This is a genomic window from Ulvibacterium marinum, from assembly GCF_003626755.1.
In the GTDB taxonomy this organism is placed as follows: domain Bacteria; phylum Bacteroidota; class Bacteroidia; order Flavobacteriales; family Flavobacteriaceae; genus Ulvibacterium; species Ulvibacterium marinum.
This window is the reverse complement of sequence record NZ_RBCJ01000002.1, coordinates 162652-175753: the sequence shown is the minus strand read 5'-3', so window position 1 is coordinate 175753 and position 13102 is coordinate 162652. Positions and strand designations below refer to the sequence as shown.

Below are 13102 nucleotides of genomic sequence, written 5' to 3'. Positions count from 1 at the left end.
AGCCGCTCGTAAAATTGAGCTATTTAAACAAGAAATCAAAATTACGATTTGCAAAAAAACTCCGCACAAGATATGATCCATAAAATGGTACAAATAGCTAAAACTAACAATTCTCTTTCTTGTATTGAAATTTAAAACGCCAAAGGAAGTTTATAACTTATAAGCTTGTCTTGCCAAAAGAAACAATTGCCCGTCCCTTTTTTGAAAAACCAACATGATTCCAATATTTACATCTACCGGTTCCCCATTATTGGCTCCCTTTGCTGTCATAATATGACGGGCTATAGCAGTATCATCATAAATAGTAATTTGATCTTGGGATGTAGCTATGGATAAAAAATCAAAGGGCCCGTTTACAAGGGCATCTATGAATTCACTTTGATTTTCCAGAATTCCACTGGAATGCCCATAGGTAAGATTCTCCGAAGTAATCTTTTTCAATTTTTCCTTTTCTGGATGTACCAACGCCTCATTCAAAGCGTCTACAGCTTTTACAACTTCATCCTTGTCAATGGAACTAAGCTGATTGGAACAACTTGCAACAAATATCAGGGCGAGGGCAACTGCATAAAAAATCGGTTTTTTCATTTTTTTGGAAATTTAGTGGAATGTATTCAAATTAAGGGAAGAATCGGTATTCCTTTTTGACTTTTAGTTCTGCGTGTCCATGTAATCATTCAATTCCTTCCGGGTCATGGGTAACTTACTGTCCGGGTATTGGTTTAGCCAATTTCTAAAATCCGCCTTGATGGCATCGGTCCATTTTGTATCTATTTGACCAGGGGTATATGTTTTTTCCCTTAGGCGCTGAAAACCAAATTGATCACGTAAGCCCACCACCTCAGAAGCCAATACCAGTTTCGCTACCAAATGGGAAGGGATGAAAATAGTTCCATAACGATTAGCCAATACGACGTCGCCGGGAAGTACAATAGCCCTTCCAATACGAATCGGTGCATTAATCGATGTAAGCATTTGTTCCTTAATAAAGGAAGGGTCATCTCCACGGATCCAACCATTAAATCCCTTAATATCCCGTAAGCCTTTTAGATCCCTCACTCCACCATCAAAGATTACCCCATTCTGGGAATTTGCATAAATGGCATTCCCTAAATTTGAGCCTATTAGGGTGCCGTCTATTACGCGGCCATAACCATCGGCTACATAAATGTCGCTGGGTTGTAAAATTTCAATGGGCCATGAATTGCTTCCACCTATCGTGTCTCGGTTTTCCTGGGCACCCTTAATTTTTATCAACTGCTTAAAATCCGGGCGTAAGGGCATATATTGAGCCGTTACCACGCGACCTGTCATTACGCTATCCGGATGAATAATCTGCCAATTACCCTCGTACTGGTTATGAAAGCCATGTCCTCTCAGATAGCCCCAGGCTTCTTCCATCTGAATCCCTTTTAATCTTTTTAGCAAGGCATCCGAAACCTTGGGCCTTCCGTCATCAAAACGCGGGCCTATCCAATTGGAGGTCAGTTCTTTAATGTATTCCGGAGTAGACGCCACGCCTTGGGGGTATGCCAACAAAAAAGAGCACAAAAATAGAATGGTAAAAACAAAATTTTTATTTGTCATGATTTCTTTACATATTTTGAATTGGAAAGTTAGTATGGTACTACTCGAAAATAAGCTAAAATTATGATATAGAATGAAAAAAGTTGAACTCCCCCAAACTATTGGCTCGGAGGGGTCAACCATCACCAAACTAACTCTAACAACTATGATTTTTAATTTATAATTCTAGTTTTTATTGATCCCACCAAACCTTGGTTTCCAGATTATCCGGTCCCATTCGGCTGGTCATATTTTTCTCCAACATGGAGACACCCGGATATTATACACAGATTTTTTTCCTGCTGAGGACTTGTGATAAATCAGTTGATTTCCATTTTGCAGCCCAATGCGATACCCTCTTTGTCCAATACGGAAGTTGTCCCTTCTCCTGAAAGGACCTTTGTACTGCCGTCCGATAATTGTAAGGTAATCTTATCAGCAGGGTCCATTTCCGAATCTACAATTTTATCAGGAGTGGAAATCTGTTTATAGACCAATCCTATTCCCAAAAAAACTAAGGCATCGGCAGCGTACTTGAACAATTTTCTAAGTCTTAGCTTTTGATAGGTACTTTTGTCCTTTTCTATTTTTTCAAGCAAATGCTTTTTCGTCCTATCAGAATTGTATTGCCCCATGGCGTAGTTTATAGTATAATTGATTTCAACAAAAGATCTAAAGGTCTTTGGATTGCCTTTTTTTCTAACCACGAAGCCAAGGTATCCAGTTCCTTGGAAGTGATATTAAAAGTTCTCTTTACAAATCGGCACACAATGAGTTCATTGATCAATATAGAAAACGAAAATCCGTTACGGCCCTAGAAAAAAAATACATTGAGGAGTTAGATAGATTTGTATCGCGGGACGAGGCATTTTTTGAAAAGCTACTTTTTAGGGCCCAACGAGAAATTTAAAACTTACCTCCTAAATGCAAGGAAATATCTTTAATGGCAAACGGGACGGTCTTAGCAATATTGAAATTGCCGAATATCTCAACGTTTCCAAAAAGACCATAGAATATCATATGACGAGGGCATTCGCCATATTAAGAAAAAGGGCCAATAGCGATGTAGAACCCACTTTGTTTTTATTGTTCGGTATACCGGTTATTAAAAGGTGAGTCTTTCGATCTAAAATTCCAAAAACGAGCTTAAAGTTTACCCTTTTTTTGGTTTTGCATTCAAGAAAAATTAAAGATAGAAAACCCGATACTATTTTAATGGGTTATCATTGTTCCGTACTTTTTCGGGGTTCTTCCGCTAAACTTTTATTCGCAATCTTTTCACTATTTTTGATGAATTTTGAATATAACACTAGGATACGATGAAAAATATAGTTTTTGCAATTGTAGGTTTGGCCATGGCCTGCAACTCTTCCCAAAAACCAGTACTGGAAACCGCACAGGATTCAGTCCAAGAAACCAGTTCGATTTCTTTTGCGGAGACTATTACCGAAGCCGAGTTAAAGGAGCATCTCTATACCTACGCTTCAGACGAATTTGAAGGTAGGGAAACCGGAAAGCCCGGTCAGAAAAAAGCAGTGGAATATTTAAAATCTGAATATACCAAACTGGGTATTCCCGCAGCCAAGGATAATGGTGTTTATTTTCAGGACGTACCTCTAGAAATAAACCAATTGCCTACAGGAAGTGTTAATCTCAATACCCTTGAATATTCTTTAGGGGAACATATCCTTACATTTAATGCAGCCAACGCCTCCTACAAAGAGATTGTTTACGCCGGATATGGAATTGAAGAAGACGGATATTCCGATTATGAAGGATTGGACGTAACCGGAAAAATGGTATTGGTGAAATCTGGCGAACCAAAGAAAATGGACGGTACCTATAAAATTTCCGGTACCCAGGAAAAGTCAATTTGGAGCGATCTTTCGGAATCTTTGGGCAAACGTATGAAACTGGCTTCGGAAAAGGGTGCCAAAGGAATACTCTATTATGATGCGGCGAACTACAGCAGATTCAAAAGCCAGTTCCGGTATAGGAAAAATAATAACAACGAAAAAATGGAGCTAAGATCTAAAGGAGATCAAAAATTTGATAAGTTTTTCATTGACACGGATTTCGCCAAGGCCTTGTTTCCAGAAATTGAAAATGAATCGACTTCAAGAACAGTCCAGGTACAATTGGAATTTAAGATTAGTAGTCAAAATGAAATGGTGAATTCAGAAAATGTAGCTGCCATTCTTAAGGGTTCCGAAAAACCGGATGAATATATCATCATTTCATCCCATTTGGATCATATAGGGGTTACTCTGGATGGCGATGTCAACAACGGTGCGGACGATGATGGTTCTGGTACGGTGGCTATGTTAGAAATTGCCGAGGCTTTTAAGAAAGCTGCGGACGCAGGCAAGGGTCCTAAACGTTCTATTGTTTTCCTTCATGTTACTGGCGAGGAAAAAGGACTACTTGGCTCATTATACTACACGGATTTTGAACCTATTTTTCCCCTAAACCAAACCGTGGCCAATCTGAACATAGATATGATAGGCAGGATAGATCCCAAACGGGAAGGGGATAGAAACTATGTTTACCTCATAGGATCCGATAAGCTAAGCACCGATCTTCATCAACTTTCCGAAGAAGTAAATAAGAGGTACACCAACTTGGAGCTGGACTACACCTATAATGACGAGAATGATCCCAATCGTTTTTATTACAGAAGCGACCACTATAATTTCGCCAAAAACACTATTCCGATAATCTTTTACTTCAATGGTACGCATAACGACTACCATAGGCCCGGCGACACCCCGGACAAAATCAACTATGACCTGTTAATGAACAGAACCAAATTGATTTTCCATACCGCTTGGGAAGTGGCCAACCGGGATCGGAAAGTAGTCGCGGACAAGGTTAGCAAATAAAAAAGTCCCGCCTTTGCAAACGGGACCTTAAAGCTAAAAATTGGGTGGAAGACCGGGTTCGAACCGGCGACCTCTGGAACCACAATCCAGCGCTCTAACCAGCTGAGCTACAACCACCATTTATGAGCGGTGGCAAAGGTAATTTTTTTTAATCGATCTTTCAAAATCTAACAGGGCTAATTTAAAAAACCAAGTAGTTTTTTAGATAGCTTAATTTATCAAAAACATCGATGAAATACCTTTTTATACCGATAAAACACACAAAAAATGCCGTTTCACAACATTAATTAGACCAACTAGGATTGAGAAATTAATTTTAAGCATTTATAAGACAACACAGTATGTCCCGAATAAATGCCTACTTTAAATCTTTTCCAAAATATTGGAGAAACTATATCCTTTTGTGCGTTTTCGGGGTTCTTTCCATACATTTTCCTTTTGCCCAATCTACAAAACGTTCTGATCTGGAAGACCAGATCAACACTATTAGGTCCCAGTCTAATTTTAATCCCCAGGATACCACATATATCAATTTGCTAAACAGTCTAGGGGCAGAATTGCGATTTTATAATTTGGACAGCCTTTTAATACTTTCCAAAGAAGCTCTTGTACATAGCGAATCCGCGGAATACCAAAAAGGGGAAAGCATGTCCCTGTTGGGGATAGCAGAATATTACTCCGATAGAGGAGATCATACGGAGGGCATATCCCACTACACAAAGGCATTGGTATTGGCCAAGGAACTAAACAATCCCAACCTTATACTCCGGTTACAAAATAATTTGGCTGGTGAATTCGGTTATCTCGGAGATTATGCAAAAGCCCTTAGTGGTTACCTCGAAAGTATAGAGATTGCAAAACGTGTGGATGATCAGCTTATGCTATCCATTTTAAATGAAAATATAGCCAATTTATACGCCACTCAAAAAGATTACAAACAGGCCTTGGATTTTTACGAAATCGTTAAAAAAATAAATCAGGGAATTGGCAATGAAGTTACTTCCGCGGAAACGATGAGCAATATGGCTTCGGTGTATGCCGATATGGGAAAACTGGATTATGCCATGTTCAACATTAATAGTAGTATTACTGTTTTTGAAAAGCACGACATAAGGGATTGGCTCGCCTTTGCTTTCGAGGTAAAAGGAAAGACCTACTTAAAGCAGGAAAAATACAAGTGGGCCCTTTACTGGTACAATCAAGCTGAAATGCTCCACAAAAAGTTGGATGATGATCGAGGAGAAATCGATTTGCTGAACGGAATGGCCGAAGCACATTTAGGACTTAAGAATGACAGTATCTCCCAACACTATGCACTTAGGGCCTATAAGATTTCTACAAAAATAAATTTTAAGGAAGGTACCCAAAAATGTGCCGGAACTCTTTATAAAATTAATAAGAACAAGCAGGACTTTGCTACCGCCTTAAAATACCATGAAGTTTACCAAAGTCTTTCTGATACGCTTTCCCGTAATGAAAACAAGAAAGGTCTTACGATGTTAAAGACCAAGGTAGAGCATGAAAAACAAAAAATGGCATTGGTCCGTGAAAATGAAATGGCATTGGCCACCCAACGGAACTATGTAAATGCGGCACTTGCCATCCTTTTAGTTTTCGTGGTAGTTACCTTTCTCGTACACAGGGGTGAAAAAATACAGAAAAAACTCAATAAGAGACTGCAAATAAAAGCGGAAGAACTGGAACAAAACGATTTGGAGCTGCGGGAAATCAATGAAACCAAGGATAAACTTTTCTCTATTATCGCCCATGACCTAAGAGGACCCATAGGAGCTTTTCAGGGGTTATTAAAACTTTTTAAGGAAAAGGAAATCGACCAAACCGAATTTTTAAACTTTATACCAAAGTTACGTACGGATATAGACCATATAGCGTTCACCTTAAACAACCTTCTATCATGGGGTAAATCCCAAATGAACGGTGCTACTACCAAACCTAGGATAATTCCCTTGGAAAATATTGTTGAGGAAAACATAAATCTCCTTTCCGAAATTGCTACGAACAAGTCCATTAAAATAACGAGTCAACTCACACCGAACACCATGGCTTGGTCAGATGCGAACCAGATAGATATCGTGATCAGGAACCTCATAAGTAATGCACTCAAGTTCACCCCAAAAGACGGAATGATAACCTTAAAGGCAATAGAAAAAAACAAACATTGGGAAATCTCGGTACGTGATACAGGAGTCGGGATGGATCGGGAGACCCAAGAAAAAATTTTTGACGACAATTCCAATATAACTACCTATGGCACCGATAACGAAAAAGGTACAGGTCTTGGCCTTTCCCTATGTAAGGAAATGGTAGAAAAGAATGGTGGAACTATCTGGGTAGAAAGTTATCTCCGGAAAGGGTCAACTTTCTTTTTCACCGTACCCAAGGCCAGCAAGGAATACCAAAAAGCGGTTTAAATCAGTGTATCCAGATTTTTGACCGCTATTGGGCGTTCAACGGTGAATCCCTCAGCATGTTCAACTCCTACCAACCTTCCCAAGTCCCTGGCGCGATAATTAACGCTATCCAGAAAATTCTTGCTGCTTATCGGCGTTTCCGGCTCTTCACTGTTTGGGTCATGAAATTGCGAACTATAGGCTAAAATTGCCTCATTCTTCTTTTCAATGAACCCGGAAACATCCACGGCAAAATCAGGTTTTAGATTTTTCCATTGAATGAAATGATAGATCTGCTTAGGACGCCAAGGGTCTTGCCAACTATCGTCCCCATCCAATTTGGTGTCAATTTTTATCAGGCCACTTAGGAAACAAGCATCACTTACCAATTTGCTTCCTTTGGCATGATCTATGTGACGGTCATCAACCGCATTGCACAACACAATTTCCGGTTTATATTTTCGAACCATACGGATAATGGCCAATTGATGTGTTTTATCATTTACAAAGAACCCATCTGCAAATTCCAGATTTTCCCGTACTTCTATCCCCAGTATCTCTGCTGCCCTGGCGGCTTCCCTATCCCGTATTTCGGCTGATCCCCGAGTTCCCAGTTCACCTCTCGTAAGATCTATGATACCTACTTTCTTGCCATTGGCAATCTCTTTTGCCATTGTAGCCCCAGCTCCCAATTCCGCATCATCCGGATGAGCTCCGAATACCAGTATGTCTAATTTCATTTTTGTGGTTTAGTTAAATTTGGTCAGTTAAGTTTTTAATTACCGTTTCTGCATCTGACCGGCATTTTTTGTCTTTTTCAAAGCCTGCTCTATATCGGCCATTAGATCTTCCGGCTCCTCTATCCCTACCGAAAAGCGGATGAGCGCATCGGAAATTCCTTGCCTTTTTCGTTCTTCGGCTCCTAAAAGAGCATGCGATGTGCGTGCTGGTGACAAAACTGTACTTTCCACTCCGGCCAAACTCATTGAGGATTTGATCAATTCCAATGCCTTTTGAAATTGTAGAGCATCCAAATTTTCCTTTAATTCGAAAGAGAGCATTCCTCCAAAACCTTTCATTTGTAATTTTGCTATGTCGTAATCCGGATGATCTGGCAGTCCTGGATAATAGACTTTCTGGATATCATCATGCGAATCCAGATACTCGGCCATGCGTTGCGCATTTTCGTTCTGTGCCTTTACGCGAATGCCCATGGTCTTCATACTTCGTTCCAACAACCAAACGGTATAGTCACTTAAACTTCCACCTAAATTTTTGGCCAAACTAAAGATACGTGCAATATTCTCATCTGTAGATGCTACTGCTCCGGCACAAATATCAGAATGCCCGCCCATGTACTTGGTGGCGCTATGGATGACCACGTCGATTCCGAAATCTATAGGGTTCTGATTTACCGGACTTGCAAAGGTGTTGTCTATCATTGAAATGAGACCGTGTTTTTTTGCAATTTCGGCAATCCCGGATAAACTAGTAATCGTCAAGAGTGGATTGGACGGAGTTTCAATATAAATCACTTTTGTATTTTCTTTAATAAGATCTTCAAAGTCTTGCGGTCGCCATCCTTGGGTAAATGAATATTCAATACCCCATTTATTGAATTCCTCCGTTATCAAATGATATGTCCCCCCGTATAGGATTTGCTGCAGCACAATATGGTCTCCCGCCTTTAAAAAAGTCAACAAGGCCGTACTTATTGCAGCCATTCCACTTCCAAAAATCAAAGCTGCTTCGGCATGTTCCAAAGCAGCTATTTTTTTACATAAAGCTTCCTGATTGGGCGTATTAAAATACCGTGGATACCGTTTCACATCCACATCCTCAAAGGCATAGGACGTACTCATATACAAGGGCGAAGTAGCTCCTTTGTATTCATTATCCTTCACCTCGCCCACATGGGTACAAATGGTATTGAGTCCCTTTTTATTTTTATCCATCCCTAATTAAATTGGAAATAGTCAAAGTTAAGAAAACGGTTCAAACCTGAACCCGCTTCCAATTCCCTTTTTTAAACCAAACAATTGCAATAATGGCAAGCAAAACCTCGGCGGTGGTAATGGCAATAAAAACACCCATAGCACCTAAATTAAAAGTTATGGCACCTAGATAGGCTACGGGTAGTTGAAATAACCAAAAAGCCACCAAATTTATCTTTGTGGGCGTTCCGGTATCCCCAGCTCCATTGAATGCCTGGGTAACTACCATGCCATAGGCATAGAAAATATATCCGGCCGCAATAATTTGTAAGCAAAGACCCCCATTTTCAATCACCACGGGGTTATCATTAAACCACCCCACAATGGTCTTGGCGAAAAACAAATAAATGACGGAAACGATCGCCATGAAATAGGCATTGTATTTACCGGTCTTCCAAACGGAAGTTTCCGCCCTGTCCGGTTGTTTTGCTCCCAAGTTCTGACCTACCAATGTTGCAGCGGCATTGCTCATCCCCCATGAGGGCATTAACGTAAAGAGCATTACGCGAATTGCTATGGTATAACCCGCCAGTACTTCACTTCCAAATTCAGAAATAATCCGCATAAGGAACACCCAACTTGAGGTTCCGATCAGGAATTGGGCAATTCCTCCCAAAGAAACCTTTACCAAATTAAACATGACCTTGAAGTTCAGTACAACATCCTTGGCCGCAAGTTTTATACGGCCCCAGCCAAAAAATAGTATCCCCAATTGGAACAGTACGGCGGTTCCCCTGCCGATATTAGTGGCTATGGCAGCTCCCATGACCCCGAATTCTGGAATAGGTCCCCATCCAAAGATAAATATGGGATCTAGGATTATATTCAGTCCATTGGATAAAACCAAAGTCCACATGGCAATGGAGGCGTCTCCCGCACCCCTGAAAATGGCATTGATAAGGAATAGCAATAAGATGGTAATATTGCCCCCTATAAGCCATTTGGTGTATCCGTAGCCTTCATCTATTAAATCCTGCTCCGCACCCATAAGCGCCAAGATTTCCCTTGCATACAAGAATCCTATTATTCCGACCAAAACAGCAACCAAAATGCCCAGTAAAATGGCCTGTACTGCAGATTCCCTAGCGCCTTGTATATCCTTTTCGCCTATCCTACGGGCCACAACCGCCGTCGCCGCCATACTGAGGCCAATGGCCACGGCATATACCAAGGTAATGACGGATTCCGTAAGGCCTATTGTTGCCACTGCGTTTACGCTAACCTGCGAAACATAGGCAATGTCTACTATTGCAAAAATAGATTCCATCATCATCTCCAAGATCATGGGGATGGAAAGCATAAATATGGCCTTGCGAATACTTCCGGTGGTAAATTCGGTCTCTTTACCGGTTACAGCGGTAATAAAATATTGAAAAAGCTTTTTAAAAGTAAGTGTATTATTATGTGTCATTATGTAAAGAAATTATGTTGAACGAAGAGAAAGATGTCAAGTAGACCGATTGGAAAATCGATTACTTTTTTGGTTTAAACCCTATGACATCTATGGTGTACATAATTTCTATAACTTCATAATGGTGCAAATATCGTAATTTTTCTTATCTGGCCTATTAAAAAAAGAAAAAGTTTCCAATTCAGGGACTTTTATTCTCAACAACCCTATATTCGATTTCCTTATACCCCAAATTGCCATCCTTATCAATTCCTTCAACAATAATCAACTTTGTACCCAAAAGATCTCCATTATAAAATTCCACTCTGGCCTCCCCATGTTCATTTGTCTGTAAAGCTGGTTTCCAGAGAAGTAATTTGCGTAAATCCGGAGTTTGTGTTTCTTCATCTTCCATTCGGGAATAATCTGGCATATAAAATTCCTTAACCGGCGAGTATTGCGGGATTATATCTTTAAAAAGACTTTTTTGCCTTCCCAAAGCTTCTGATAGCCCGGAACCGGAATTTGTATATATGGCAAGAACAGATGCAAGAGGAAATTCTAACTTTATAAAAATAATTGGCACCCCAGGAAACACATCGGATGCATACCTCGCATGGGCAGAGGGTGTATTCTTAATGATTTCAACACTTTTAATGGATTTCACCGCAATGTTTTGAAGAAGTCCATAATTGGTTACAACTTCGCCGTCAATAACTACGTAGGTAAAATCAGACCCAATAACATTGGCAAACTTGATGTTGGGTCTATGTATAATATCAATTTCATCTCCCATGTTAAAATGTAGCCAATCAAAAAGGAATCCCGTCCAATTTTTCATTTTTTTTAGTAATGTTCTACTCTCAATCACTCTATTGGGAGGACCGTGCAACTTTTTCATCGCTTCACGTTCCGGTGTTAGAGCATAATCCGTTAGCACCACCTCATCCAAAGCAATGGTGTTTTCCGGAATACTGAACGGATCTGATTGCTTTGCAATTTCAATGGTTTCAGCAACGCGTCTCTCGACCAATGAATCTACTGGAACAGTATTTCTTTGATGATCATATTTAACCTCGGGTGTTGCTTTGGGAGAAATCTGTATAGAAAGTCCCCTGTCCCTACCCTTTTCATCTTTCACTTGGGCCACAAACGGAACACCATGGCCAAAGGAATCGGGAAGATTCAAATTAAATTGTCCGATACTATCTACTAATGGTTGAAAGACTTTTGTAGGTTCACCAAAGGTCATTAGAGTAAGTTCAGGATTCTTTCGATGCCGTTTGTTCTTTATACCCTCTATCTGACCGGAAATGGACAACTCCTTTTCCGGAGGGATGGGATGAGCCTGCTCAGCTTTATCATACTTATACCTGCGCCAACCTTGAGTCAACAATAAGGCATCCAAATCTTCGGAATCAGCATCTTCCCGAAAATAATAGGCCGGGTTCTCTATAATTCCACGTAGTTCGGATTGTAGCAGGAAATACGACAGAATATTGGGTCGTTGCAAATTTAGTGACCTGTAATAGTCGTTATCAGTAACCATAACACTCAAATTGGAAGGTGTTGGACCTAGATTTGTGTTTGCCGTGTACAAATTCATTCGTACCTTTCCCCTAGATGTATAAGAATCAAATTCAGTCAAAGCTTTTATTGTCAACTTTTGTCTTTTATTGTCCACAAACCATAAACGTTCATTTGTAGGTCTCTTATTTTGGTCCAACAGGGTTATCTCAAAGATACCCCGGGGCAAAAATGATTTGTTGATATATTGTAAGCAGGTTCCATTTTGAAACTTTGTTTTAATCAGATGTTTTGAAGCTCCCCGATGTTTAATACGAATAAACAGGCTATCATCTTGTTTGTGGTTTGAGGTTACTTTTATTTTTATTCTGAGATTGTCTTCGGTCACCGATAAAACGTCTCCTCTTTCAACTATTTTTGGAAGTTGGCATGTCCTATTTATTTGTTCTGCAGAAGTAATTTTTGCCGAATATGTTTTTGAAATATCTGGGGTAAACGCAATTTTACCCATTCCAAGAAAATTCGTTTTGAAATCGACCATGCGGTTCCCTAGATTATCCGAAATATAGCCCGAAACCTTTTGACCGTCGCCATTTTCATCCAAGACCTTTACACCCAAAGTGCTCTTCAATCCATTGACCAGGTTTCCTCCTTCGGGAAAAAACCGTACGCTTAATTCGCCCTTTTTCAATAGAATCGATTTCCCAAAATTCTTGTTTCCAGCTGTGAGGTTCAATCGTAGTATCTGTGTGGTTTTTGGCAAATCATATACAAACCGAAATGGGCTCTTTCCCGTTCTTTCGATGGCAATTGAATCCTTCCCTTGGCCCCAATCTAAATACAACATACTATCAGCCGTCCGGAGACTATCCAATATTTTGGGGAATATCTCCGCCGAAATTTGAAAAGTTCCATTGCTCATTTCTGTCTGTGTTATTAGCCCTATTGGCTTTTGTTCTATACTGGATAAGTCGAAATCAAAAACATCTATATAGGTCTTGAAAATGAAATCATCATCGAAATTCATATTCCATCTTGTGTAGGCCCTAATTAAATATTTACCGCCCGGATAATTTTGTAGCAATTCAAAGAATCCATTGGCAAGGCCTTCTTGGAGTTTTAAGGTTTTCTTTTCTAGGATTTCCTCCTCTTGGTCAATTAATTCTATGTACAATACCTTGCTTTTGGAGGATGGGAGATGTAAATAAGAATCGGTCACAATAGCCTTAAACCATATAGTATCCCGGTTGTGATAGGCATAGTTATCCAATTGAACGTATATCTTCTCGGCATAGGAGGCGTTGGCAAGATTAATATCAGCCAAAGCATTTG

General features: G+C 40.0%; 10 protein-coding genes and 1 tRNA gene. 3 read left to right on the top strand and 8 right to left on the bottom strand.

Translation table 11 applies throughout. The annotated features are described in order from the left end of the window. Nucleotides 1–150: 150 nt before the first annotated feature. From D7Z94_RS07905 to D7Z94_RS07895, 3 genes are all read right to left on the bottom strand, one after another. Entirely contained in the window at nt 151–588 is a 438-nt protein-coding gene (locus D7Z94_RS07905; protein ID WP_120711035.1) for a nuclear transport factor 2 family protein, read from the bottom strand. A gap of 63 nt (nt 589–651) precedes the next feature. Next, entirely contained in the window at nt 652–1587 is a 936-nt protein-coding gene (locus tag D7Z94_RS07900; RefSeq protein WP_120711034.1) for an RraA family protein, read from the bottom strand. 299 nt (nt 1588–1886) lie between these two features. Beyond that, nucleotides 1887–2273 (bottom strand): hypothetical protein, encoded by a 387-nt coding sequence (locus D7Z94_RS07895; protein WP_120711033.1) that lies wholly within the window; start codon nt 2271–2273, stop codon nt 1887–1889. Between the two features lie 217 nt (nt 2274–2490). Between D7Z94_RS07895 and D7Z94_RS07890 the strand changes: the two genes are divergently transcribed. After that, a complete protein-coding gene (locus D7Z94_RS07890) occupies nt 2491–2682 on the top strand; it encodes a LuxR C-terminal-related transcriptional regulator (RefSeq protein ID WP_120711032.1) in 192 nt (63 codons plus the stop codon). A gap of 203 nt (nt 2683–2885) precedes the next feature. Next, the gene (locus tag D7Z94_RS07885; RefSeq protein ID WP_120711031.1) at nt 2886–4448 is read left to right on the top strand and encodes a M28 family peptidase; all 1563 of its coding nucleotides are present in this window, start codon (nt 2886–2888) and stop codon (nt 4446–4448) included. A gap of 42 nt (nt 4449–4490) precedes the next feature. Here D7Z94_RS07885 and D7Z94_RS07880 read toward each other — a convergent pair. Then, nucleotides 4491–4566 (bottom strand) — tRNA-His (locus D7Z94_RS07880). 223 nt (nt 4567–4789) lie between these two features. Here D7Z94_RS07880 and D7Z94_RS07875 point away from each other — a divergent pair. Further along, a complete protein-coding gene (locus tag D7Z94_RS07875) occupies nt 4790–6880 on the top strand; it encodes a tetratricopeptide repeat-containing sensor histidine kinase (protein WP_120711030.1) in 2091 nt (696 codons plus the stop codon). Here the strand turns inward: D7Z94_RS07875 and bshB1 are convergent. The 4 genes from bshB1 to D7Z94_RS07855 all read right to left on the bottom strand — a co-directional run bounded on the left by bshB1 (nt 6877) and on the right by D7Z94_RS07855 (nt 13094). Continuing rightward, complete coding sequence (gene bshB1 / locus D7Z94_RS07870) at nt 6877–7599, bottom strand: bacillithiol biosynthesis deacetylase BshB1 (protein WP_120711029.1); 723 nt, start codon at nt 7597–7599, stop codon at nt 6877–6879. The two genes, D7Z94_RS07875 and bshB1, sit on opposite strands and share 4 nt — an antisense overlap. 39 nt (nt 7600–7638) lie before the next feature. Continuing rightward, nucleotides 7639–8814: a trans-sulfuration enzyme family protein gene (locus D7Z94_RS07865; RefSeq protein ID WP_120711028.1), complete on the bottom strand. Its 1176-nt coding sequence runs from the start codon at nt 8812–8814 to the stop codon at nt 7639–7641. 40 nt (nt 8815–8854) lie between these two features. Beyond that, a complete protein-coding gene (locus D7Z94_RS07860) occupies nt 8855–10264 on the bottom strand; it encodes an MATE family efflux transporter (RefSeq protein WP_120711027.1) in 1410 nt (469 codons plus the stop codon). 181 nt (nt 10265–10445) lie between these two features. Beyond that, nucleotides 10446–13094 (bottom strand): hypothetical protein, encoded by a 2649-nt coding sequence (locus tag D7Z94_RS07855; protein WP_147415850.1) that lies wholly within the window; start codon nt 13092–13094, stop codon nt 10446–10448. Between the last annotated feature and the right edge of the window lie 8 nt (nt 13095–13102).

Bases quoted from the DNA above. Each gene is read 5' to 3' on its own strand.
- bshB1 (WP_120711029.1), bottom strand. From the start codon at position 7,599: ATGAAATTAGACATACTGGTATTCGGAGCTCATCCGGATGATGCGGAA.
- D7Z94_RS07905 (WP_120711035.1), bottom strand. From the start codon at position 588: ATGAAAAAACCGATTTTTTATGCAGTTGCCCTCGCCCTGATATTTGTT.
- D7Z94_RS07875 (WP_120711030.1), top strand. From the start codon at position 4,790: ATGTCCCGAATAAATGCCTACTTTAAATCTTTTCCAAAATATTGGAGA.
- D7Z94_RS07885 (WP_120711031.1), top strand. From the start codon at position 2,886: ATGAAAAATATAGTTTTTGCAATTGTAGGTTTGGCCATGGCCTGCAAC.
- D7Z94_RS07900 (WP_120711034.1), bottom strand. From the start codon at position 1,587: ATGACAAATAAAAATTTTGTTTTTACCATTCTATTTTTGTGCTCTTTT.
- D7Z94_RS07890 (WP_120711032.1), top strand. From the start codon at position 2,491: ATGCAAGGAAATATCTTTAATGGCAAACGGGACGGTCTTAGCAATATT.
- D7Z94_RS07865 (WP_120711028.1), bottom strand. From the start codon at position 8,814: ATGGATAAAAATAAAAAGGGACTCAATACCATTTGTACCCATGTGGGC.
- D7Z94_RS07860 (WP_120711027.1), bottom strand. From the start codon at position 10,264: ATGACACATAATAATACACTTACTTTTAAAAAGCTTTTTCAATATTTT.